Genomic DNA, 22,242 nt, shown 5'->3' with positions numbered 1-22,242 from the left:
GCAGGGTCATCATGTCGTCGGTCATCGGTGATCTTTCCTTCAGGTTGGTCTTGAACAACCCGACCCTACCGGAAAAACACTGGTGACCGCCGATACCCTGATACACCACCTCCTGGGACACGATCTTCCCTTCGGGCCCAAAATGATTGTAGACCACGTCCAAAAATACCATCAGCCCGCGCTGATGGGCGGCATCAATCAAAGCTTTGAATTCTTCGGGGGTGCCATAGGCCCGATGCGGGGCATACTGAAGAACCCCGTCGTAGCCCCAACCTCGTTCTCCTGGAAAATGGGCGACCGGCATGATCTCGATGGCGGTAATGCCAAGTGCTGCCAAGCGATCAAGTTTGTCGATCACCGCAAGGAACGTACCCTCGGACGTGAAAGTGCCGACGTAAAGTTCGTAAAGAATGGTTTCAGGCCAGGCACGCCCCTTCCAAGAAGTGGTTTTCCATTGATAACTTTCGGGGTTGATGACGATCGACGGGCCGCTGACATCCTGAGACTGGCAGCGCGACGCGGGGTCGGCGACGACCGGCCCACTACCCAAGGCGAAAACGTACTCCTGGCCAAATGGACGTCCGGCCACGATCACCTCAAACCAACCGTCTTTTGCCTGATTCATACGGTGGCTCTGATTAGCCAGCCTCTGGTTTACGCTGTCCTCAGCGGGAGCCCATAATCGGAATTGAATACCGCCTTCAACCAGCCGCGGTCCCCAGGCCGGATGCACGGTCTTTTTCTCAGCAGACTTAATAACTTCACCGAGTGGGGTTGACTCAGGCTGTTTCACTTCTCGCTCCTCAAAACGGCAACGCGGGTTTGGGAGCGGTCAACTTCAACGAGGCTTCGGGTTCCAGGCTCAACGCAGTTTCGGTAGAACATGCTCACCAAAAAACCGGACAAATTCCAGTTGATTGCGGCCCCGGTTGTGCAGATAGATTTCCGAAAAACCCATGTCCTTGTATTCGCCTATCCAGGCAATATGATCGTTCTTATCAGCCGACACACATATATCCGCATCGAACTCCTCGAGCGACAAGTGCGCCGTGGCCGCATCAAAGTCCGCAGGGTGCTCAAGGTCAGCAAGTTGTTCGGAGGTAAGTGCGCAGCACCGCCACTGGTCCCACGCATGTTCAAGAGCCTCCTGCCGGCTTGGGGCCCAGCTCAGCTGAAATTGCAGGACGAGCGGCTTGCCGCGACCACCGCCGTCATGAAAAGCCCGGATAAGGTTGCGCATCGCCTCGGGTGGCTTGCGTGCAGTGATTAAGCCGTCCGCCCAGGATCCCATCCAATGTGCGGTCTCTTCAGACAGGGCCGCACCGTAAATCAGCGGCGGGGATTCGGGTAACGACCACACCCGAAGCCGGTCAGCGTGAATGTAGCCATCGGTCTTTGAAACGGTTTCCCCACGCCAAAGGCGCCGTATCAGGTCCACCCCCTCACGTAACCTGTCGTTTCGTTCTTGTTTGTCCGGCCAAGCGCGGCCTATAGGCAGCTCATTCATGGCCTCTCCACTGCCCGCGGCGATCCAGCGGAAGCGGCCCGGAAACATGAGAGACAGAGTGGCTGCGGCTTGCGCTACGAGTGCCGGGTGATAGCGACCGTCGGTCGGTATGGCGAGACTGCCAAAGGGCAAATCAACCGATTGCATGGCCGCTCCCAGCCATGCCCATGAAAACCCCGACTGTCCCTGGCGTTCGCTCCAGGGCGCGAGATGGTCCGACGACATGAGGGATGAAAACCCCGCGGCCCCGGCAGCCTTTGCAAATGTCAGGAGCTCTTGAGGACTGAACTGTTCATGTGACGCGTGATATCCGATCACCGGGAGGCTTCCTATGTAAAGTAAATCTGGGAGTTAACCGGATAGATTTATGAGAGTTTCCCCGTATTCTCCCCAGAACCCGATAACGGACCTTCTGGCTGCTCGTGACCAGGTGGCGATGTAACCAAGGGAAGGGTGGTCATCCGGCTGACTTGGCGCATTGCCTCATACCAGTGCGCCTGGTCGTTTCCGTCAGGCCGTCCAGCTTCTTGCCAAAGCTTTCTGGCGGTTTCCGTAATAAGCTGGTGCAGAGTGCGGTCGTCCATGACGTTCTCCTCGATATGATCAAAAACGTCAGATCCTCCTTAAAGTTCAGGAGCGCTTTTTTTTAGCCGAAGGAAAGGGCGCCGGCAGAGCCCGCGCGGTGAGGGCTACATTGTTACGGTTGCGTTGTCACCCATATCAGGCTTCGCGCTCGTCAATGCTGCCGCTGCCATCTTGATGTAGCTGATCACCGTTCCGGGGCTATCCCAATACTCGGCCGAATGAGGGTTTAACTTGAGGATCCTGATCGCCGGGTCATCCGGGCTTTCCCACCAGGCCTTAGCCGGTGTGGCCCACAGCTCCTTGATTTTCTCTCGGTCGTTTAGAACCTCCGCCGAGCCTGAAACGGAGACATACTTCTGGCCTTTGAAATCTGCAAACGCCAGGCACACATTCGGATTGTCGGCAATTTCATCGTCTTTGTGACTGTCAACGTCCGTCAGGAAGTAGAAGGCATTTTCCAGACGCTCGCTGTGGGCGGACATGGGGCGGGCACGAAGCTAGCCATCGGACCCTGTCGTCAGCATGCAGAAGCCGATCTTATCGGCAAGATCCCAGACCTTGGCAGTGTCAGTAAAAGTATCGGACATTATGTTCTCCTTGTGGCCGGGGAAAACGACCGACGGGCATCCTGTTCCGACGCACGATGCGATCGTGAGATCACAATTTCATGAATTAACGAATTAGGGATTCTCTCACATGTGTCGACTTCACCATGGTTTTATTAGGAATCTGTGGATTAGGAGAAAGACAGGGAACAACGCTGCCTGTCGAGAGTTGCGGCGTTAGAAACACCAACTGAGTACGACAAATGAATGACGTCGCAGTTCTTGTTGTAGAAGATGAGCCGCTTGTCCGATTGGACATTGTAGAGGCCTTGAGGAAAAAGGGTTTGTTGTTTTCAGTGCAGCTACCGCTAAAGAAGCCATACGCATTCTTGCCGAGCAACCCTCCATCAGCGTCCTTTTTACGGATATCGACATGCCTGGTGACATGGATGGCCGGGCGCTTACTGCGGCCGTCAGCGACCGTTGGCCCCCGGTAAGGATCATCGTGACGTCAGGGATGAATAAACTCGGTGCTGGAAGCCTTCCGGCCCGCTCCCGTTTTATCCCGAAGCCTTACGACCCTTCTGCCATTGTGCGGGTTATTCAGGACCGCACAGCAGCCTGATCCAATCCTTTAGCAATTTGCCACAGCAGATCACTGATCCGGTTGACCCGCTGACGGAATTTATGTGCTTCAATGACTAACTGGGGTTATAATTATCTGGGTGGAAACTCTTAGCGTCTTTCCACGTTGTGGCAGGTCACAGGAGACCAGCCCATGTCAGACCAACCGGAACTCGGAACACCCATTCCCATTGCTACGATTTCGAATGTCACGGGGGAAATCCACGCCCCGACCGCGCCTCTCATCTCTGCCGAAATACCGCAGACCAGGCATCCCATCGAAACCTTGGACGAACTCTCCCGCCTAATCGTCCTGCCCATCTCGATGTGGGCCGCAGGCGTATCTGCCTGGCTGCGCATCGTCCAGGCGCAGTCACGTTTTCCATCTCGCTGACGCAAAGGAACACTCAATGGATGACGATCGCGAACACCGTATCCGTAACCGCGCGTACGAACTCTGGGAGAGCGAGGGGCGACCTGAAGGCGAACAGGACCGGCATTGGCAGATGGCACTGGCCGAACTTGGCCTGCTTGATCCCACTACACTTCCCGTTACGTCGGGCGGTAGTGAAGACGCCGAAGAAGACGCACTTCGCAACCCTTTACCACCTTCGCCGGATTGATGCCGGCGGTTCAATCAAGGCCAATTCAATATTCGCCTCTGGAGGAAGATATGGATACGATTACGTCCCGCCCATCTCTTGAAAGCACACCGTCGCTCGAGACACCCCTCGTTGATGAAGCCCTTGATGCTGCCCGTGAACAGGTGCAACCACCAATGGACGCGGATATCCTTGCACTCAAGGCAGAAGTTTCCCGCCTTCAGGAAAGTGTTGCACTGATTACCGAACAATCACGCGATCTGATGCTGCGTCCAATCCGGGACCGCCCCCTGACCGCCTTGCTCGGGGTCGCAGCATTTGCCTACATTCTCGGAAGAGTACGGTGAGACCAGGCCATCCTGTATTCAGTGCAACGAAAAGAAAAGCACGCTTGAAGCGGGCTTTTCTCTCAGCCGCTAATGGCTGTTTTTATGGCTCTGCTTGCCGGCTTTGACATGCTGCTCGTGCGAGCCGCCCTGTTTACCGGAAGAGTCACGGGAACTGCTGGAATCGTTGCTGGAGGAAGCCTGCTTCGAACCCGAATTCTTGTGGCTCTGTTGACCGGCCTTAACGTGCTGTTCGTGCGAACCGCCCTGATTTGCCATGGTGATTTCCTTCCTTTTATAGATACAGGGATCTCGTGATCCCACCCTACAAACCGCATGGAAGGGAGGTTGTTCCTGGAAAAACACATATGAATTTACAGTATTTTTTGGGAACAATAAGGCATTCTTATCGTCGCAGCTTCTCCGAAAACCAAGAGATATATATGCGCGCTCTTAATCTCAGCGCCCTCATTCTGATCATTGTCGGCGGCGTCAACTGGCTGCTGGTCGGCGCTGCTGATTTCGATCTCGTAGCAACTTTGTTTGGTGGTCAGGATACCACACCGCGACCATCGTTTACGTCCTAGTCGGGCTTTCCGCCATCTCGCAGCTGATCCCGCTCGCTCGTGCGTTCTCGATTGGCGAAACCCGGGCCAAGGCTCACATTTCCCGATAATATCGGGAAAAGACACTGCGCTCCTCAAGGCCCGCGTTGCGGGCCTTTCCTATAAGCATGACTGGGAACGAAGTCGCAGAATCAACGTTTTAGATGCGCTAGAGCCCCGCTGACGGGCTTAAGCTGATAGACCAGCTGGGAGACCAATTGATGACCGACGATAAAGACAAACGCGGAGCTGACCGTCGCCTGGTATCCGCCAATCAGGATTACGAGGTCGAATATCTTATGAAGAAGTTCAGCGTCTCCCGCGACGCCGTTGTGGCAGCCATCAAGGCAGCAGGTCCTGAGCGTGACGCCGTCGAAGCCCGCCTTACCTCGCAGAATTGAGTATTATAGATAGTATTGCGTGCTGCATGCCAGAAGTTTTGCGCCCCGATCACCGTTATACACTGAGCGAGTTCCGCATTTCCTACGGATTGTCATGAAGTGATGCGGCCAATATTTTCAAATTGCACGGCCCTTCCAAGGCGGACCTAGACATTTTCATGTATACTCGTCCGCCGGTTGCTTTCCTTCGCGCTGACTTTTTAACATCAGTCAGATCGTCGGGTATCGCCCGGTAAAAAGATCTCCGATCGCTCGACTGAGAAGATAGGCCAGTCTGCGCCGCCTGAGGTGTTCCGGCCGATCGTGGATCATATGGCAGCGCTGGCAAAGTGCCTTGAGACTGCCGGCGTCGTTGTTCCCCGGATTGTTGTCCAGATGTGCTGTCGCTAACACCACGCGGGTTATTCTTGTCTGCTCAGGGAGCAGGGCAGGGGTGTACGAAGCCGCAGCAGCCGTCCCCGCCCGTCCTTCCATCTGCTCGTTTCCTCACACCACCAGCGCCCATCACCCAAATGGGTGACTGTCTTGCCATGCGGCCGGTGACATTGCTCGCAGCGCCCGGCCGCGCGTTTGAACCGGATCATGTCGGTCAGTTGCGGCCAGTCGATCGGGTAAAGCCATCGGTGTTGCGGGCGGATCGGCATCAGCTCAGTCCTTTTACCCGTTTGGCGAGCCGGGCAAGCGTTGAATTGGAGCAGTGGGTGGCATGACGAATGCTCTCCCAGATCTTTCCCTTTGCGCAACATCGCCATGATGGCCTCATTCCGCTTGGTGTCTTCAGGACGACCCCGGTAGACGCCTGCCTGCTTCGCAACATCGATGCCCTGGCGCTGACGACGCCAGCGGTCTTCGTAATCCTTCCGGGCTACCGCTGCCATGACGTCCAGCATCATATCATTGATGGCCCTGAAAATCCGGCGTTGGATATCGTCGCGCACCGAAGCCATCATCATCCAGGAGGTTGGAAGATCCAGGGATACGATCAGGACTTCGCGCTTGGTGATCTCGGCGCGCAGGCGATCCCAATCTTCAAGCGTCAGGCGCGTCAGCCGGTCGATTTGCTCGACGAGCAAAATGTCTCCTGGCTGGCAATCAGCCAGCAGGCGAAACAGTTCCGGCCGCTGCAAAGTCGCACCGCTCACATTCTCTGTATACGTAGAAGCAATCTTCCAGGCGCGGTCGACCGCAAATTTCTTCAAATCGTCTTCCACACGCTTCGCGTCCTGCTCCTGTGTGCTGGCTCGAAAGTATGCCCGGATAAACATGGAGTACGATTTGCCTTATGTAATTTTGAGAAGTTCGTTTTACATATGAAAATTACGGCAGTTCGCAATAAGTCGTCAAACACTATTTTTAGTAGTGCGGAAAACACGGTTCTTCTGAGGTAAACCCAAAAAGCAGCCAGAGTCTGACGAAAATCTCATGAGGGGAGCGTGGGGCCATCGTCGCTGGTCATGCAACTCTTCCCCCGGATTGACGTTAAGTTGCCAAACCGGCACTAGCGCCGCTCTCTGGAGGAAATCTCATGGATGTTATCTGCAAACAGGTTCACGACGAAAAAACCGCAGTGACCGTCGAATTTGTAGGAGATGGCGGAGACGTCATTTCCGTCCAGATGAAAAAATCTGAGCAATCTGAAGTAGACCGGCAGAATGCCGTAACCAAGGCAAAAGCACTTATGGTTCAAGTGGCCGCCTTCGAGGGTGAAGAAACTTCATCGAGGATCGAAGACTGCCCTGAAGATGAATCTCCGGCGGTGGTTTCCCTTAGAAAAGAGCAGGAGGTTCAGGCATCGACAAGCCCCGAGGAACAGCTCGAAGAAGGTCTCGATGGCACCTTCCCGGCAAGTGACCCCGTGTCAACAACCGTCAGCTCCATTCCTACCGGTCGGACTGACGCCAACGATGAGAACGTCGCTTAGGTGCCGGTATGAAAGTTTCGGAGATATTCTGCCGGTTTTCCAATGCAGTCGCAGATACAAGCGGCAAGCCGGCCACTTTTGTATTGGCGGTCACCGTCATTCTTGTTTGGGCCATATCAGGGCCGTTTTTCGGATTTTCCGAAACATGGCAACTTGTCGTCAACACCGGAACGACCATCGTGACATTTCTGATGGTTTTCATCCTTCAAAACTCCCAGAACCGCGACGGCAAGGCGCTGCAGGCCAAGCTGGACGAATTGATCCTCACCAGCTCAGCCGAGAACCGGTTTATCGGCATTGAGAAGCTGGATGAAGCGGAACTGGCACGCTTGACCCAAATGCTGCGCGAAGCTGCTGACAGTGAGCCAGATCACCGGGTGAAAGACAAGGTGGTGCGGCTAAGCGAAGCGCGACAGCGTCAGGATCAATGACCAGCTTCGGATCCTGGCGCCATATCTGCGTCGATATGCAAAGGATATTCGCAGAAGATACGCCATGGCACATGCCATGGTTTGATCGCGTCCTTCCGCAAATCGAAGAACTTTCAGACAGATTCGCTTCACATACAATTTTCACGCAATTCATCCCGCCGAACCGTCCGGAGGTGCTGCAGGGCAAATGGCGAGACTATTATCGCAAGTGGTGGATGATGACTGGCGAGCATATGGCTGCGGAGATGACTGAAGTCGTCGCACCGCTTGCCAAGTACATTCCGCCGGCCCGGACATTCAAGAAGTTTACTTATTCACCCTGGCTAAACGGCGAGCTCCACCGCTTTCTGGAAGCCGACGGTATCGACACCCTGGTGATTACCGGCGGAGAGACCGACGTCTGTGTCCTTGCCACCGTGTTGGGCTCGATCGATCACGGCTACCGGACCATTGTTCTCAGCGATGCGGTCTGCAGCAGCGCGGATAGTACGCATGATGCCTCCCTAAAACTGCTGGGCGACCGTTTCTCGGTACAGCTCGAGTTGATGTCTGCGGAAGATTTTCTTCGGTCGGCTTGATTGGCAACTCGCCGAGCCGGTAGGAGATCCAGACCGCTATGGCATTGCAGTTCCATCCTCTGGGGTCCAACCTGGGCGCAGCTTCAATTTACGAAGGAAGTCCGAAATGGCGGTGCGCTTTGAGCGAGGATCGTGTTTTTGCGGAGCGATCGTAGCGGAATTGGAGGGTGAACCCTTCTGGATCAATTACGATCATGACGATGACTGCAGAAAGGCGATAGGCGGCCCCCTCACAGTTTGGATCGGGTACCCGAAAGACAAAGTTGCGTTCACCAACAAGGGGCCAAGAACCTTCAGTAAGACACCTGGCATCGAACGAGGGTTTTGCCCGGATTGCGGATCATCCATAAGTTACGTCGATGCGGGACTCAGAAACGAGATTCGGATAACAATTGGGTTTATGGATCATCCTGAGCGCTTTAAGCCTGTCGCGCATGGCTCCTGGCGCATGAAATTACCCTGGGTAGATTTTGCCGACGCCCTTCCCCGATTTCCAAGTTATACCCGAGAACGGGATGTCGCGATCGGCTACCCTGACAAACGCAAGGTAGAAGACAAAAAAGACTGAGCTGAAAGTGTCTCATAGAGGGTGCTTAAATCGTACGCTCACTAAAAAGTGGATTTAGCAGTCTCACCTATCAGGGCGGCAGCCGACAATGGCTGTGCGAGGCTTTCGAAGCTGGGCTTGGCTAGCGCATAGCCCTGGATAAGCCGAACTCCCAACTCCTGCAGGACCGAAAGTTCCCCGACGGTTTCGACACCTTCACAAATCGGTTGGATCCCAAGATCTTGAAGCATGTGCAACGTGTGCTTGACAATGGTTCGTCGTACCCCGTCCGTGTCGATCCCCCTGATCATGTTCATATCGAGCTTGACGATATCGGGCTGGAAATGTGTTAGAAGGCCCAACCCAGCATGGCCGGCGCCAAAATCATCCAAGGCGGTTTTAAAGCCCATGTCCTTGTAAGTGCTCAAGATATTGAGCACATGCGCCGTGTCCAACTGCTCATTTTCGGTAAATTCGAAGATGATGTTTTTGAGGGGAAACCCGGTTTTCACGGCCGTTGCGAGCGTGAGTCGGATGCATGCCCGAGGTTCGTAGACAGCGTTGGGCATGAAATTGATCGAAAGGCAGGTGTCCTGGTCTGCAGGGAAAAGGACGGCGGCCAACTCGATCGCCTTGACCCGGCATTGCTGATCGAAAGCATAGCGGTTGGCGAGCTCTACCTTCGAAAGCACGGATCCGGCGCCTTCACCTTGAGGCCCACGTACCAGCGCTTCATGCGCGAAAACCCTGGAGCTTGTGATGTCGACAATCGGCTGGAAAGCCATTGAGAAGGGCAAGACAAAATCCGCCCCGTCACGGCAGCCACTACATCCTTGAGCCATCAGTCATTTCCTTAAAATCGAGTTGGGACCGCTGCGCGATCTGCACGCTTGCCGCCATTACCGACGTTTCAGGGCTTCGCACGAGCCCAGGCTGAATGGATTTTGCCTGCGGCTGGTTGCCAATCCATTGATGAGGGCTGGCTTTTGCCTATCAAGCGTGAGGCTTGGGAATGTCCTCCACTGTGAGGCGGACCTCAATTAGCGGCTGCAGATGTTCGTCCAGGACTTCAACAGACATCATGTTGATTGAGCTGTGAGGCAGGCCGTCGCCAGCCATTTCTCCCAGTATAATGCGCGCTTCGGCAATTGCTGCGGCCTCGTCTGGAAGTTCGACAGCCGTTTCGTGGACCTCTCGTCCACCGTTCCGCTCCAACGTTCGGAAATAGTAATTTGGCATGCATTTGCTCCTTGATGGCGAGATCCGGAGCGAAACAAGTACAAAGCTCGACTGCCGCTACGTTGGCCATAGGGTGAAAGCGCAAAACATGCTTGTTGCGTCCACTTGACATCGCTCCGGACGCTCGGGACAAAAACCTTAAACCCTTGAAAATGTTCCTGCACTGATGAGCTGGGAATTCCGCCGGAGCCGCCGTCGCGGATCACGTCAGGCAGGGGCTCATGACGGCGGCGCAATGCCCTGTAACCGCCAGGCGCCGCAGCCGGGCTTGCACGGACGGCTACCCCTGCGACAAATCTCGGTCGAGACGGCGGTTTCGGCGGAATTTCCATGGTGAGCGCGGAGCGCTAACTGGCACAGAGCCTTGCGACGATCTCATCGGCGTCCATGACGCCGCCGGCAGCTATATTGGTCGCGCGTTGCAAGACTCTGTGGCCATCTTCGCTCTTGAGGTCAATATCGAGCCGGTTGCACGTTTCAATCGCGGCCTGAAGGATACTGTCGATTTCCTTGTCCCTATAAGAAAGAAGATTGAAAAGCATACAACCTCCCTGGGCGCGAAGCGAATTTTCGCAGGCTGAGTTAATCGGGATAGAGACATTGTCGGTAGGGCCGCCGCTCCTCGTCAGCGACGGCCCTAAGCCGGTCGGTCCGCCGCCGGGCTATAGGCTGTAAGATATAACTGAAACAGCCTTTATCAAGGTATCGCTGGATTCGTTAAAAGACAGCTGCCTGCGGTGAGTTTGCGGGGCAGTCAGCGGAACTGAACCCGGGCAGCGAGGTTCTAGTGGGCATCACAATCTTGTGAGCTGCATGCATAGGATTTCCCCGATGAGCACCGTTTCCGTAACCCCGGTTCCACTTGAGCAGCCGTCAACCGCGGCATTTCACAAAATCTCCTGGGGCGCCGTCCTTGCCGGCGCTGTTATCGCGCTCACAGCGCATTTTCTGTTGAATTTACTGGGTATCGGCATTGGTGCGGCAGTCCTTGATCCTATGACCAACGACAATCCGGACGCGAGCACGTTTTCAATCGGCAGCGCGATTTGGTTCATTCTGACCGGTATTATCGCTTCATTCGCAGGCGGTTACATTGCCAGCCGTCTTTCAGGTCGCCCGTCTACGTCCACCGGTGCACTGCATGGGCTTACGTCCTGGGCTGTCACCACCCTTTTTCTTCTTTACCTGCTCGGTACTTCGGTAGGCGCTCTCGTTGGCGGCGTCTACAGCGGTCTTTCGGGCTTGGTAGCGGGCGCAGGTCAGACTGCGGCCACCGTTGCGACGGCAGCTGCACCATCCATCGCTACGGCGACCGATCCCATGGCTTCCATTGAGCAGCAGGTTCGCGAGACAAGCGGAAGCGATCCGGAGTCGCTCCGAAATGCCGCTGTTGCTGCGGTTCGCGGCGTGATGACCGGCGATCCGGCCCAGGCTGATAATGCACGCACGCAGGCAGCCGAAGCGTTGGCTCGCGCACAGAACATTCCTGTCGAGCAGGCCCGCAGTCAGGTTCAGCTGTATGAAGCGCAATATCGCCAGGCTGTGGAAAGCGCCAAGCAAACTGCGGTTCAGGCAGCAGATACGGCAACATCTGTCATCTCGATTGCCGCGATCATCGCCTTCATCTCGCTGGCTGTGGGAGCGGCCGCAGCGTGGATCGGCGGTGCGGTCGGCACCAAGCACGGCATTGAATTGGATGACATCGCCTAACCCGGGTTTTGTCATCTTCTACCTCTCAACCCCAGCCATAGGAGTCTAAAATGGCCGAGAAGACCCTGCAGGACCTGTTCCTGGATACCCTCAAGGACATTTACTACGCGGAACGCCAGATCGTCAAAGCCTTGCCGAAGATGGCGCGGGCGACCCAGTCCGCGGATCTGAAAGCCGCCTTCCAGAAGCACAAGGAAGAAACCGAAGGTCAGATCGAGCGTCTGCAGCAGGTATTTGAACTGCTCGGTAAGCCTGCGCGTGGCAAGACCTGCGACGCCATCGTCGGAATTCTGGCGGAAGGCGAGGAAATCATGGAAGAATACAAGGGTTCGGAAGCCTTTGACGCTGGCCTGATTTCTTCGGCTCAGCCCGTCGAGCATTATGAAATCACCCGCTACGGCACTCTCAAGGCATGGGCCGGCCGGTTGGGCCTGAACGAAGCTGCGCAGCTTCTGGACGCCACGCTGCAGGAGGAATCCGCTACCGACGAAGCGTTGACGGACTTGCCGAAGCTTCCGCCAACAGCAAAGGCACTAAGGGAAAGACCAAAGCTGCTTGAGATCGCAGACCGCCGCCGTCATCAATTCTGTTTGTCTGCTATGGACGTGCGATGACTGAATATGTGCGGTGAAGAGATGAGGAGGGTGCCATAGATAGGAAAAATCAGAGCGAGCGCGCTCAGGAGCCGGCCACTTGTATCGACGCCCTGACTCATCTCAAAGCTTTTGCGCGGGAGCACGATCGAAAACTGCTGCGGGAAAAAGTTCTTATCATGGCCAAAGAATCAGAAAGAAATGACGAGAAGTAAGACTACGCTCTCAAGCGGGCCGCCCGCCGCCGTAAACACCGCATACCGTCAGAAATGGCAGCAACGGCGCGATCAAGCAGCATAGGCTTGAAGTGGAGCATAGGTCATGCAGGTTGGCACTTTCGTGTGTCAGACTAGCGCCAGTGGCAATGACTCTTCTACTATGGCCGCATTTTGTGGGTCACCGTAAAAACTTCGGAATACTTTCCTCGTCCGACACACCATCGTCTTCGCTCCCCCAACTAATCGCTTTTACGAGCTCCACCAGAGCCTGACGAAGGGTAGGGGAGGAAACGCGACAAAAGTGATTGTTCAGCTCCTGTATTTGTGGCGAACTTAACAAAGGGATGAGTTTTTGCCGCTCGGCATCATGACGATTATCTTCAAAAAAGTAAGATATAGGCACATGTAGGATGTCCGCCGCTTGTTGGAGGCGCCCGGCCCCAATCCGATTGACGCCCCTTTCATATTTCTGCAGTTGTTGGAAACTGACACCCAAACCCGCTGCCAGTTCAGTCTGTGTGAGACCCATAAGCTTTCGGCATTGCCGAAGCTGCCGCCCGACAATCAAGTCTAAATCTTCTATATGCTTCATGTGTCCCTCCGCCGGTATAGCCTTCGAACAACCCGCTTTAGGTGAGCATATGCCACGGCTGCCGTCATTCTTTTTACATTAAATTTGATCAGATCCGCAGGCTGATTGATGTTGTTTGTCGTTTGGAAAGCCAGCATTGAAACAAAGTCTTAAGCGTATGCCTTTGTCCTAAATTAAGTCAGGAACGGTACTGCTCATAAAGATCAATGAGTTGTGTATCGGAGTACCTGGATGATCCGCTCGTTTCTGAAAAGTCGCAATGGTAATTTCGGCATCATCACGGCGCTCCTCGCGACGCCTTTGTGCGGCGTTGTCGGCCTGGCGATCGATATATCGGTTGCTCTTCAAGAGCGGGAAAACCTGTTGAACGCAGCGGACGCGGCGGCCGTCGGTGCCATCTCCGAGAAATCCAAGGGTGTCGCCAAGGCCCGTACGATGGGTGGCAACGGCAGTGTCCAAGAAGCGATCGACGAGGCCCACGATCTCTTCCTTGCGCAAACCGGCAGCAGCAGCGGCACTACGGATCAGGTCGACCCATAATCGAGCGTCACTCCCCTGCACCTCGACATTGACGTTCACAGGACCGGACAAAATCTCAACTCGGAAGTCCGGTTCGAAAAAGGGATCCCGACCACCTTTCTCCAACTGTTTGGCAAAAAAGAAGTGGTGATCTCAGGCAAAGCCAAAGCCACCTATCAGCTTGGCGCCCACATTGATTTCTACGTGTTGCTGGACAACACGCCGTCTATGGGTGTTGGGGCTACGGCTGCCGACATTGCCATGATGGAGAAAAACACCAAGGACACCTGCGCGTTCGCGTGTCACGAGGTTCACAACGTCAACAACTACTATAATCTGGCCAAAAGCCTGGGCGTCAGCATGCGCATTGATATCGTACGCAAAGCAACCCAGGAGCTGACCAAAACGGCAAAGGCCACCATGTTGTTTGCCAATCAGTACCGCATGGGGGTGTATACTTTTGGAGCAAAAGCCGAAGATGTGAAGCTGACGGCCGCTGCGACATTGAGTGGGGATATGGATACGGTTCGTTCCTATGCGGAAGCGGTGGGTTTGATGACCATTCCCAAGCAGGGCTACAACAACGATCAGCAAACGAGTTTCGATAATGCCCTGACGGAGATCAACAAGCTCATCGATGCCCCTGGCAGCGGCGACACGACCAATGACCGGCAGAAAATTCTGTTCTTTGTATCGGACGGAGTAGGTGACAGTTACAAGCCATCAAAGTGCACCAAGAAAACGACCGGCGGACGTTGTCAGGAGCCGATCGATACGAGCTATTGCAAGCTGGTAAAGGACCGGCACATCAAGATCGCCGTTCTGTATACTACCTATCTGCCGCTCCCCAAGAACAGTTGGTATAACAGCTGGATCAAACCGTTCCAGAGCGAGGTCTCTGCAAAAATGCAGGAGTGCGCGTCACCGGGCTTGTTCTTTGAGGTGTCTCCCACGGAAGGGATAACAGAAGCGATGCAGGCGCTGTTTCTGAAAGTTATTAATCAGCCCCGGCTGACGCAGTAGGGCCCAGGGCTTCAACCCAATCCAGGCGTTGGAACACTGGTTGGCTCGGCGACGCCGCTTTCAGCGCCTTCACGCGCATGAGCATATCGAGATCGACCCGGCTGGGACCGGAGAGCTTAAAGAGGCGGGTCGCTTCAGGTTCAGGAAGATTGTAGGCTTCTGCGAATTCCTCAAGCGAGTATTGAGGTCCGCGCAGTCTCCGCTTTGCAAAAATGATGTCGTTCGTCATTCATGCCCCCAATGGAAAAGATGGTGACGCAAGCCGGATGGGATAGGAGCTCGCCTGCCGTTTCGTTGGCCACAGGAAGAAAGCGGAAAAATCCCTGTGTTCTCCATGCCATCGTGTCCGCTTGACACGACTTGCATCGCCCTCAAAACGTCGTTTGCGGCAAACGGTTCCGAAGCGTTTGAGACCAACGTTGGATATTGCGCGGAACATTCGTGACCGAAGCTTGAACAAATCGGAATGCAGGGCCACCGCCTTTAAAAATCGATGATTTTCAATTAATTATGTTAATGCGGTTTAAAAAAGTTAGTGATTTCTCTATGGGCCACTCCATTGACGAGCACTGATAAGTGCAGTGGAGTAAGGCCTGCCGTCATTAGGCGGCTGGCGCGAAGCGGGCCGTTTTGGGAGGAGCGGCCCGCTATCATTTCGTGGATCCTGAACGACGTAGGCCTCGACTCGTGGGAGCGGTTATGACCCTTTACTATTTTCGGACCCTTGAGAGAAACGAGGACGCGTTCTTAACTGGGACAGTTCTTGATATGCCGGATGACGAGGCCGCTCTGAAGGAAGCTCGTGCAGCGTTGCTGGATATGGCAAGGGAGCGTTTGCGCGATCCGTCATTCTGGCTCCTCCAAGTCGAGCTCCTTGATGCAAACCTCGAAAGTGTGACAACGATGAAGCTCACCAGAGAAGAGGACCCGGTCCGAAAACCATGAATTGATTATCTTGAAGCGTCCGGCGGATTTTCGTAAAAAAACGGACCCCAGCAACAGATTTTACTTTTGTAATGACGAATTCAAAAGACCAGCCGAACACATTTGCATACGAACCCTCTTCCCTCCTCGCGGCCATCGTTGAATCTTCCGACGACGCCATCGTCAGCAAAAGTCTTGAGGGGATTATCACCAGTTGGAACCGCGGCGCTGAGCGGATTTTCGGCTACTCTGCGACCGAGGTGATTGGCCAGCCCATTACCATATTAATACCGCCGGAGCGTCTGGATGAAGAGCCGGCAATCCTCGCCCGCATCCAGTCTGGCGAGCGCGTCGATCATTTCGAGACCGTTCGTCGCCGCAAAGACGGTCAACTTATCGATATCTCCCTCACGATTTCGCCCATCCGGACTCCGGGCGGAATTATCGTAGGGGCTTCCAAGATTGCGCGTGACATCTCTGAGCGGCGGCGTGGACAAGAGCAACAATCCTTGCTCCTCCACGAGATGAATCATCGGATCAAAAACCTGTTTGCACTTACTGGTGGACTACTGTCCCTTGCGGCCCGCGAAGCAGAAACTCCAGGTGACCTGGTTAAGTTGATGCGTGAGCGTCTGGTGGCTTTGGCCCGGGCTCACGATCTCACCCTGAGAAGCCATGAGGCCGATCCCGCGACTGCCGATAGAGTTTCTCTCTTCTCGCTGCTGGAGGCGATGGTTGCGCCGCACAAAACTGGCAGATCCCGTCTTACAATCACTGGAGACGACATTGAGTTCGCTGCACCGCATGTGACGAGCCTGGCGCTCTTGTTTCACGAATTTACCACCAACGCAGCCAAGTACGGCGCATTACAGACCGAAGAAGGTTTCATCGAGATCAGCACCCGGCCACTGACGAACGGCTATCAAACCGTGTGGATTGAGCGGGGCGGCCCGCCCGTCCGATCACCCTCCCTGTCGCGTGGCTTCGGCAGCAAGCTCGAAAGTACCCTTAAAACCAGCTTAGGTGCGACCATTATGCGGGAATGGCGCCCTGAAGGGTTGGTCATCACCGTCGTCTTCCCGCGCATGCTTTGTCATTCCAGTGAAGGAGCTTAGCCGGTTTCTATGCCGACATCCGCGCATTGGAGATCAAATGCCAATGTCAACTGAAGTCCGTCTGGAAGATACGCAGCAATGACCTCCGCGTTGGCTGCCGCCGGAAATGCCCGGCGGATAAGCCGCGAGCCAAAGCCCTCCTTCTCAGGGGCAAGCACAGGGGGACCGTCGTGTTCACGCCATAAAAGGCTCACACGTCGTGTGTCACAGCTCCAGTTGATCGATATCAACCCCTGCTCATCCCGGAGGGCTCCGTATTTGACAGCATTCGTTGACAGCTCGTGGATAACCAGAGAAAGCGCCAGGGCGATATCGGGATCGACCCGGCATTCCGGCCCGTTGATCGTTACGCGGTCAGCAACGACTGGCAGATGGGGCCGAAGGGTGCGCTCGACAATCGCCCTGATATCAGCACTTTGGTGTTCAGCGGCAAAGAGCAGGTCATAGGCGCTTCCTAAAGAGGCAAGGCGTTGAATGAACGAGTTGACCTGCAGCGGGTAGCTCTTAAACGTCTGCCGGGCGATCGCGCTGACAAGCGCCAGGGTATTTTTGACACGATGGGTCAGTTCCCGAGCGAGCAGGCTTCGTCGTTCTTCGGCTGCTTCCAGAACAAGCCGGCGTCGCTCGAGCTCGTCGAGAAGGGTATCAACGGATCCGCCGACAAGGCCGAGTTCTCCGAATTTCCCGGCCATGTTGGTTCTGACCGCTGTATCGCCTTGACGCCATTTCTCCATGACATCGACAATATGAGCTATCGGCTTCAGAATGAACCGGCTTCCGACAAGGGTCGCTGCGACGAAGGCCAACACAGCCCCCAAGCTCAACATAATGACGGCAGTGAAGGTCAGGCGGTTGACCTCGGCAAAGGCTTCCTGCTGTGAGAACCCGGCGCTGACGTAAAGCTGGTTGGTTGCCGATGTTGGAATGTAGCCCAGGATCCGCTCGGTGCCATCCTGACTTTTGACTTCCACGGTTCCAGGCTCATCGGAGGTTATCAGATGCTGGTATGGATCGGGTATGCGCGTGCCGACAAAGCGCTCGGGGTAAGGATTCCGAGCCAATATAACGCCGTTATGGTCGGCAATCGTCACCGCCCCACCGCGTGCAACGCCGCGCTCAATGATCCGCGCCTGCAGCCAATCAAGGCGGATGCCGGTTGCGATGACGCCCACGAGCTTGTCATCGTTGTATACCGACAGTGCGACAGGAAGGACGGGAACGCCCGTCAACTTGCTGACCGTATATCCGCCAACAACAAGGTCTTTGGCGGCAAGGCCGTCCTCGACGTAGGAACGATCCGAGAAATCCGTACCGGAGCCGTTGCCCTGGCTGTCACAGACCAGCTTGCCGTTAGTGTCGATCAATAGGATGGCTCCTGTGGTAGTGAGCCGAGTGGCGACGCGACTCAGGGCTTCGCCGCAGGCCTTTGCGTCCATTTCAACAACTGCGGGAAGCGCCGATACCGCAATCAGCAGGCTACGCGATCCCTCAAGAATGCGCTCGACTTCCGAAGCGGTCATGCGGGCCGCTGCTGCAGCTTCACTATGGATCTCAGCCGAACGCCGTTCGCGACTTGCAAATTCGTTATAGGCCAAAAGCCCGATGGCCGGCAAAAGGGCAGTGGCTGCCACTGCCATCAGTCTTTTTCTCACGCGTCCTTTTCCCCGTCTGGCCCCACCATCCGAACCGATCGGAACTTGGGCTTGACCTACCGGTGAGAGGTCATCCTCAGTCGGGACAATTCGCATGAACCAACAATAGGCATGATCAATATATTTTACGAAAAATCAATTCGATGGATTGAACGCAAAAGGTCACGGTTCATTCGTTCCGATATCGGCCTCCCATTCGAAAGGAAAGACTTTTTGGGTGAAGGCAAATCGAAAAGGATCCGGAACGCATTCGAAGCCAAAGCATTTCGAACGGACTTACTGCGGAACCATTTTCTCGGTCTTTTCGTTTCGGCCACGCAATCGTCTGGAACGACCTGGTGACGCGAACGGACAAAATTCAACGTGTTGAAGAACAGCTTGAAGTGGCCAAACGCCGTGTCAGCGACGGACAAGTCAAAGTTCGCACGAAAACAGAGTTGGACCACGAGACTGTCGAGCAGGATCTCAAACAGGTGACGGCGAGCATTGAACGTATACCGATCGGCCTCGAAGTGGATGAATTCCCCCAGATTCGGACCGAGGGAGATACCACTATTGTACCCATCTGCGAGGAACGCGTCATCGTCGAAAAGCGGCTGGTCCTCGTTGAAGAAATACGGATCAAGCGTGAGATCACGGTTCAGCATGAGCGCGTCCCGATCAGCCTTCGCAAACAAAAGTTTGTGGTTGAGCGCATTTACCCCAACAGCAAGGAGCACACCCATGACACAGACCTATAGCGATACGACATCCAGCTATGTCTCCGGTAACGCAGCCTCGACGCTGACCGCATTTTTCGACAATCGCTCCGAGGCGGAGGCTGCCATTGCCCGCCTTCGCGACGCTGGCATCGCGCAAGCCAACTTGCGCCTGGTCCCCGGCTATGAAGCCGATCGTACAGATGCACCTCCGCCGGAAAGCCGGACAGGGTTCTGGGCGGCGCTGGAAGACTTCTTCTTTCCCGATGACGATCGAGAGGTTTACAGCGAAGGCCTGCGCCGCGGCGGCTTCCTTGTCACCGTCAGTGGTGTCGATGACGGCTCCTACGAGACTGTCCGGGACATTCTCGACGATGAAGGCAGCATCAACCTTGACGAGCGTGCCGATACCTGGCGGACGGAGGGATGGAATGGCTCCTATTCGAGCTCGGCCACGACAGGGTCTGACCGAATTGATATCGCCACGCAGGCGGCGCTCCGCAACCAGACCGGCGGCAACGAGGAAACGATCCCGGTCGTGGAGGAAAATCTGCGCGTTGGCAAAAGGGATGTAAATGCCGGCAGCGTCAAGGTCAGGGCCTACACTGTGGAAAGTCCCGTAAATGAAAGCCTCACACTCCGTGACGAAAATGTCACCATTGAGAGACGAAATGTCGACCGGCTGCTTACCGACGCGGACCGTGCTTTCGAAGAACGGACGATTTCTGCCGAGGAGCATCACGAGGAAGCCGTGGTGTCGAAGGAAGCCCGGGTCGTTGAAGAAATCGGCATCAAGAAAACCGAAGCCGAACGAACTGAAGAAATCAACGAAACCGTACGCCATACCGAGGTCGAAGTCGAAGATAAACGCGGCCTGAGCCAGGGTCAGTCTCAATTTGGGCAGTCTCAGAGCCAGCGCAGCTAATCTAGCTTGTGAAACGCACCGTCAACCGCGGTGCGTTTCGTATTGACTTAGTCGTTCCCCTTGCCATTTCACCTCATGTTGGAGAATGAGGTGAAGGACATATGGACGAAAGAACTGCGCTAGAGAAAGATTTTCGTCGTATCGGCCATGACATGCGCATGCCCTGCACTCCATTTCCGCTGGCATGGGCATCATCAGCAAAACCAACACGGATCCAGGCTTGGCCCATATCATTGATTTGATGGCGGAAGCTGACTTCATCAAACCCCGCTCTCGATAATCAGACCGTCTCACCGTCCTTCGTACATATCCCTGGCAACATCCTTGAGAAGTGAGGTCATGCGACAACGGAGGTCGACGTCGAGAACCTCCACGCCGGCGGCATCGAAGTCACGGCGCAGTCGGGCAAAGACACCGTCCGGATCGGCGATATCGGCGGTGGTCAGTTCGCGAGCATACGCCTGCGCGTCGTCCCGGCGCATGGTGGCCGCGGCCCAAAGGCCGATCAGCGCGTTGCGACGCGCCTGCGCCTTGAACATGAATTCCTGATCATAGGCGAACTTGTCCTCTAGCGCGCGGGCACGCTTCAGCAAAGCAGTCATGATTAAACCCCGTTTAGATCGATTTTATACCCCGGCCTTTTTTCCCCTGGCCGCGAGTAACCTTATAGATCAGGAGTTTTAAAGAACCGGGCAACGGGAAGGGCTAATAAACAGTCAAAACACCTTACGCTTGTGTTTTTTATATTTTCGCTTCACGACGTTAGGCTGGCGCAAGTGAAACTGCCGTATGGCGGATGTCATGAGATACATCCTCCCTGCTGCGACCTTACTGGCAATTCTGACTCCCGACGACGGGGAACAACAGGACGTTGCACCCCCAAGTCCCGCAATTGCCGTAGTGCGATCTAATGCTTCCGTTGATGACCGGGGCGCAGCAGCCTGTTTACACGTTTTCTCCGAGCCGGATACTTACGCGGCGGCCCTTTTGGATCGTGTCTCTCAAGGTTTTCAACCGGCTGCGCACTGCCATGAGAAAAATGCAGATGTCCAGCCTTCACGGCTGGAGTCGATGTAAAGGGCTTCGCGTTCGGGGCAAGATCAGGTTGGCTCGGTCACGGCGGTACGGTTACGGCCGCTACGCTTGGCGCGGTAGAGAGCGATATCCGCCTTTTCGCATAACGTATGCAGGCTTTCGAAAGGTTCTGCCATGGCGATGCCGATACTCACCGTGGCGTGGAGGTCCGGTTCGTCGAACCGAGTATTGGCAAGAGCCAGCCGGATCGTCTCGGCGACGTCCCTTGCGGCCGGTGCGGTCAGGTTCTCCAGGAGAACCGCGAATTCCTCTCCCCCTATACGCCCTGCGACATTTCGATCTGATATGACCAATCGGAGAATCTCACCAAACTTCTCGATGACACGGTCACCAGTAGCGTGTCCAAAACGGTCGTTGATAAGCTTGAAGTGATCCAGGTCGAAAAGCAGAAATGCCACTTCGTGGCGCCGCTTCTGGCTGCGTTCCAAAGCCAGCTTGGCCCGCTCGTTGAAACCACCTCGGTTATGCACCTGCGACAAAGGGTCGATTTCGGCGATGGAATTGGCGGCCTCAACCGTATCGCGCATGAGTACCATCAAAAGCGTCAAGTCTATTGCGATGAGCAGGATTGCACTCAAGGACTGCGAGAACAGCGCGTATTTGCTGTCCAGGTATTGTGAGGCGGTGGACCCGGAATTTTCAACCATATAGCCACAACTGATTTTACGATGAAAGAGGCTGCCAAAGCACCGAAGAGGCCGGTCAGGATATGTTCCAGCCCACCATTCGAGCGGGAACTGGCAATGATCATCGCGCACAGGTCCATCGCGACTGCAAACGGTAGCTGATAAAGCAACTCATAGGGCATCGTATTACGCGCACCACCCCAGATCGCCCCCCGAACGATGAGAGACAGGACGAAGGACGCGATCAGAAGCCAGTTGCTGACCGGCTGTTTGTAGTAAACGGACAGGCCTTTCGCCATGAAATTAAAGGCCAACGAGAAACTTGCGAAGCTGGTAGCCGTAAAAACGGCAGGGTAAGGGGTCAGCCAGACCAGCAGTTCGCTGACCGGCGTGAGGATGCCGGTGCCATAGCTGACCGCGAACCAACCTGCATCTCCCTTTGTGTTTCTTCGAAGAGAAACAAGGGTGAAGGCTATGGTGAAAAGTGTCGCCACCGCCACATTGACGATGGTCTGGTACAATGCACTCTCCATTCCCCACCCTATGGCCGCGGTGAGCCGCTTGTTGCCTGTCACTTCATTTAGGTTTGGTTGCAAATATTCACAGGAAGCTATTCGGTTTCAAGCATGTCTCAAACGACC

The 22,242-nt window shown here is 55.1% G+C and carries 28 protein-coding genes and 5 pseudogenes; 17 read left to right on the top strand and 16 right to left on the bottom strand.

The window, feature by feature from the left end; all coding sequences use genetic code 11:
• The 4 genes and pseudogenes from DEM27_RS23975 to DEM27_RS23960 all read right to left on the bottom strand — a co-directional run.
• The coding region (locus tag DEM27_RS23975) for an alpha-amylase family glycosyl hydrolase (protein ID WP_245446066.1) at window positions 1-793 on the bottom strand (793 nt) is incomplete at its 3' end.
• Window positions 794-862: 69 nt separating this feature from the next.
• Entirely contained in the window at window positions 863-1,825 is a 963-nt protein-coding gene (locus tag DEM27_RS23970; protein WP_337250481.1) for a TIGR03885 family FMN-dependent LLM class oxidoreductase, read from the bottom strand.
• A 47-nt stretch (window positions 1,826-1,872) separates the two neighbouring features.
• Window positions 1,873-2,091 carry a DUF2934 domain-containing protein gene (locus DEM27_RS23965; RefSeq protein WP_109460760.1) on the bottom strand — a complete coding sequence of 73 codons (219 nt, stop codon included), beginning with the start codon at window positions 2,089-2,091 and terminating at the stop codon, window positions 1,873-1,875.
• Window positions 2,092-2,196: 105 nt separating this feature from the next.
• Window positions 2,197-2,679, bottom strand: a pseudogene (locus DEM27_RS23960) (pyridoxamine 5'-phosphate oxidase family protein).
• Window positions 2,680-2,947: 268 nt separating this feature from the next.
• Here DEM27_RS23960 and DEM27_RS23955 point away from each other — a divergent pair.
• From DEM27_RS23955 to DEM27_RS23940, 4 genes are all read left to right on the top strand, one after another.
• Window positions 2,948-3,262 (top strand): response regulator, encoded by a 315-nt coding sequence (locus DEM27_RS23955; RefSeq protein ID WP_337250482.1) that lies wholly within the window; start codon window positions 2,948-2,950, stop codon window positions 3,260-3,262.
• A gap of 153 nt (window positions 3,263-3,415) precedes the next feature.
• Window positions 3,416-3,655, top strand: a complete 240-nt coding sequence (locus tag DEM27_RS23950; RefSeq protein WP_109460759.1) for a hypothetical protein — start codon at window positions 3,416-3,418, stop codon at window positions 3,653-3,655.
• Window positions 3,656-3,671: 16 nt separating this feature from the next.
• Window positions 3,672-3,884: a DUF2934 domain-containing protein gene (locus DEM27_RS23945; protein WP_109460758.1), complete on the top strand. Its 213-nt coding sequence runs from the start codon at window positions 3,672-3,674 to the stop codon at window positions 3,882-3,884.
• Between the two features lie 50 nt (window positions 3,885-3,934).
• Window positions 3,935-4,210 carry a coiled-coil domain-containing protein gene (locus DEM27_RS23940; protein WP_109460757.1) on the top strand — a complete coding sequence of 92 codons (276 nt, stop codon included), beginning with the start codon at window positions 3,935-3,937 and terminating at the stop codon, window positions 4,208-4,210.
• A gap of 69 nt (window positions 4,211-4,279) precedes the next feature.
• On the opposite strand, the gene DEM27_RS23935 is transcribed toward DEM27_RS23940, so the two are convergent.
• A complete protein-coding gene (locus DEM27_RS23935; protein ID WP_109460756.1) occupies window positions 4,280-4,468 on the bottom strand; it encodes a hypothetical protein in 189 nt (62 codons plus the stop codon).
• 89 nt (window positions 4,469-4,557) lie between these two features.
• Here DEM27_RS23935 and DEM27_RS35255 point away from each other — a divergent pair, with 89 nt between their 5' ends.
• Complete coding sequence (locus DEM27_RS35255) at window positions 4,558-4,776, top strand: DUF378 domain-containing protein (RefSeq protein WP_420028852.1); 219 nt, start codon at window positions 4,558-4,560, stop codon at window positions 4,774-4,776.
• A 239-nt stretch (window positions 4,777-5,015) separates the two neighbouring features.
• Complete coding sequence (locus DEM27_RS23925; RefSeq protein ID WP_109460755.1) at window positions 5,016-5,195, top strand: DUF3606 domain-containing protein; 180 nt, start codon at window positions 5,016-5,018, stop codon at window positions 5,193-5,195.
• Window positions 5,196-5,405: 210 nt separating this feature from the next.
• Here the strand turns inward: DEM27_RS23925 and DEM27_RS23920 are convergent.
• Both DEM27_RS23920 and DEM27_RS23915 read right to left on the bottom strand, forming a co-directional pair.
• A pseudogene (locus DEM27_RS23920) lies at window positions 5,406-5,839 on the bottom strand (hypothetical protein).
• A gap of 210 nt (window positions 5,840-6,049) precedes the next feature.
• Window positions 6,050-6,460 (bottom strand): annotated as a pseudogene (locus DEM27_RS23915) (recombinase family protein); the annotation flags it as partial.
• Window positions 6,461-6,720: 260 nt separating this feature from the next.
• On the opposite strand from DEM27_RS23915, the gene DEM27_RS23910 reads away from it, so the two are divergent.
• The 4 genes from DEM27_RS23910 (at window position 6,721) to DEM27_RS23895 (ending at window position 8,693) form a co-directional block, all read left to right on the top strand.
• The gene (locus tag DEM27_RS23910) at window positions 6,721-7,116 is read left to right on the top strand and encodes a hypothetical protein (RefSeq protein WP_109460754.1); all 396 of its coding nucleotides are present in this window, start codon (window positions 6,721-6,723) and stop codon (window positions 7,114-7,116) included.
• Window positions 7,117-7,124: 8 nt separating this feature from the next.
• Window positions 7,125-7,547 carry a low affinity iron permease family protein gene (locus DEM27_RS23905; RefSeq protein ID WP_109460753.1) on the top strand — a complete coding sequence of 141 codons (423 nt, stop codon included), beginning with the start codon at window positions 7,125-7,127 and terminating at the stop codon, window positions 7,545-7,547.
• The gene (locus DEM27_RS23900; protein ID WP_109460752.1) at window positions 7,544-8,125 is read left to right on the top strand and encodes a cysteine hydrolase family protein; all 582 of its coding nucleotides are present in this window, start codon (window positions 7,544-7,546) and stop codon (window positions 8,123-8,125) included. The genes DEM27_RS23905 and DEM27_RS23900 overlap by 4 nt, the downstream gene beginning before the upstream one ends.
• A gap of 106 nt (window positions 8,126-8,231) precedes the next feature.
• A complete protein-coding gene (locus tag DEM27_RS23895) occupies window positions 8,232-8,693 on the top strand; it encodes a GFA family protein (protein WP_109460751.1) in 462 nt (153 codons plus the stop codon).
• A 41-nt stretch (window positions 8,694-8,734) separates the two neighbouring features.
• Here DEM27_RS23895 and DEM27_RS23890 read toward each other — a convergent pair whose 3' ends face one another.
• From DEM27_RS23890 to DEM27_RS23880, 3 genes are all read right to left on the bottom strand, one after another.
• A complete protein-coding gene (locus tag DEM27_RS23890) occupies window positions 8,735-9,514 on the bottom strand; it encodes an EAL domain-containing protein (protein WP_109460750.1) in 780 nt (259 codons plus the stop codon).
• 151 nt (window positions 9,515-9,665) lie between these two features.
• Window positions 9,666-9,911 (bottom strand): DUF6894 family protein, encoded by a 246-nt coding sequence (locus DEM27_RS23885; RefSeq protein WP_109460749.1) that lies wholly within the window; start codon window positions 9,909-9,911, stop codon window positions 9,666-9,668.
• Window positions 9,912-10,258: 347 nt separating this feature from the next.
• Window positions 10,259-10,453, bottom strand: a complete 195-nt coding sequence (locus tag DEM27_RS23880) for a hypothetical protein (RefSeq protein WP_109460748.1) — start codon at window positions 10,451-10,453, stop codon at window positions 10,259-10,261.
• 289 nt (window positions 10,454-10,742) lie between these two features.
• Between DEM27_RS23880 and DEM27_RS23875 the strand changes: the two genes are divergently transcribed.
• Window positions 10,743-11,621, top strand: coding sequence for a PhnA-like protein (locus DEM27_RS23875; protein ID WP_109460780.1), 879 nt, complete (start codon window positions 10,743-10,745; stop codon window positions 11,619-11,621).
• A gap of 50 nt (window positions 11,622-11,671) precedes the next feature.
• A pseudogene (locus tag DEM27_RS23870) lies at window positions 11,672-12,180 on the top strand (YciE/YciF ferroxidase family protein).
• Window positions 12,181-12,610: 430 nt separating this feature from the next.
• On the opposite strand, the gene DEM27_RS23865 reads toward DEM27_RS23870, so the two are convergent.
• The gene (locus tag DEM27_RS23865) at window positions 12,611-13,024 is read right to left on the bottom strand and encodes a helix-turn-helix domain-containing protein (RefSeq protein ID WP_109460746.1); all 414 of its coding nucleotides are present in this window, start codon (window positions 13,022-13,024) and stop codon (window positions 12,611-12,613) included.
• A 231-nt stretch (window positions 13,025-13,255) separates the two neighbouring features.
• Between DEM27_RS23865 and DEM27_RS23860 the strand changes: the two are divergent.
• Window positions 13,256-14,566: pseudogene (locus tag DEM27_RS23860) on the top strand (TadE/TadG family type IV pilus assembly protein).
• Here the strand turns inward: DEM27_RS23860 and DEM27_RS23855 are convergent.
• Window positions 14,541-14,795 (bottom strand): hypothetical protein, encoded by a 255-nt coding sequence (locus DEM27_RS23855; RefSeq protein WP_109460745.1) that lies wholly within the window; start codon window positions 14,793-14,795, stop codon window positions 14,541-14,543. The pseudogene DEM27_RS23860 and the gene DEM27_RS23855 overlap by 26 nt on opposite strands.
• A 470-nt stretch (window positions 14,796-15,265) precedes the next feature.
• Here DEM27_RS23855 and DEM27_RS23850 point away from each other — a divergent pair, with 470 nt between their 5' ends.
• On the top strand, window positions 15,266-15,511 hold the full coding sequence (locus DEM27_RS23850; protein WP_109460744.1) for a DUF6894 family protein: 246 nt from the start codon (window positions 15,266-15,268) through the stop codon (window positions 15,509-15,511).
• 71 nt (window positions 15,512-15,582) lie between these two features.
• A complete protein-coding gene (locus DEM27_RS23845; RefSeq protein WP_109460743.1) occupies window positions 15,583-16,605 on the top strand; it encodes a PAS domain S-box protein in 1,023 nt (340 codons plus the stop codon).
• Here DEM27_RS23845 and DEM27_RS23840 read toward each other — a convergent pair.
• Window positions 16,602-18,242: a sensor histidine kinase gene (locus DEM27_RS23840; protein ID WP_245446063.1), complete on the bottom strand. Its 1,641-nt coding sequence runs from the start codon at window positions 18,240-18,242 to the stop codon at window positions 16,602-16,604. The genes DEM27_RS23845 and DEM27_RS23840 overlap by 4 nt on opposite strands.
• A gap of 353 nt (window positions 18,243-18,595) precedes the next feature.
• Between DEM27_RS23840 and DEM27_RS23835 the strand changes: the two genes are divergently transcribed.
• On the top strand, window positions 18,596-18,997 hold the full coding sequence (locus tag DEM27_RS23835) for a YsnF/AvaK domain-containing protein (protein ID WP_165823555.1): 402 nt from the start codon (window positions 18,596-18,598) through the stop codon (window positions 18,995-18,997).
• The gene (locus DEM27_RS23830; RefSeq protein WP_109460740.1) at window positions 18,981-19,880 is read left to right on the top strand and encodes a YsnF/AvaK domain-containing protein; all 900 of its coding nucleotides are present in this window, start codon (window positions 18,981-18,983) and stop codon (window positions 19,878-19,880) included. The genes DEM27_RS23835 and DEM27_RS23830 overlap by 17 nt, the downstream gene beginning before the upstream one ends.
• Window positions 19,881-20,170: 290 nt before the next feature.
• Here DEM27_RS23830 and DEM27_RS23825 read toward each other — a convergent pair whose 3' ends face one another.
• From DEM27_RS23825 to DEM27_RS33660, 3 genes are all read right to left on the bottom strand, one after another.
• Window positions 20,171-20,482 (bottom strand): DUF1476 domain-containing protein, encoded by a 312-nt coding sequence (locus DEM27_RS23825; RefSeq protein ID WP_109460739.1) that lies wholly within the window; start codon window positions 20,480-20,482, stop codon window positions 20,171-20,173.
• Between the two features lie 498 nt (window positions 20,483-20,980).
• Window positions 20,981-21,622: a GGDEF domain-containing protein gene (locus DEM27_RS23820; protein ID WP_109460738.1), complete on the bottom strand. Its 642-nt coding sequence runs from the start codon at window positions 21,620-21,622 to the stop codon at window positions 20,981-20,983.
• Window positions 21,550-22,122 carry a hypothetical protein gene (locus DEM27_RS33660; protein WP_128755556.1) on the bottom strand — a complete coding sequence of 191 codons (573 nt, stop codon included), beginning with the start codon at window positions 22,120-22,122 and terminating at the stop codon, window positions 21,550-21,552. The genes DEM27_RS23820 and DEM27_RS33660 overlap by 73 nt, the downstream gene beginning before the upstream one ends.
• Between the last annotated feature and the right edge of the window lie 120 nt (window positions 22,123-22,242).

The organism is Rhizobium album, assembly GCF_003122325.1.
GTDB classification, from domain to species: domain Bacteria; phylum Pseudomonadota; class Alphaproteobacteria; order Rhizobiales; family Rhizobiaceae; genus Metarhizobium; species Metarhizobium album.
The sequence above is the reverse complement of the archived record's forward strand: the minus strand, read 5'-3'. Positions and strand labels throughout refer to the sequence as shown.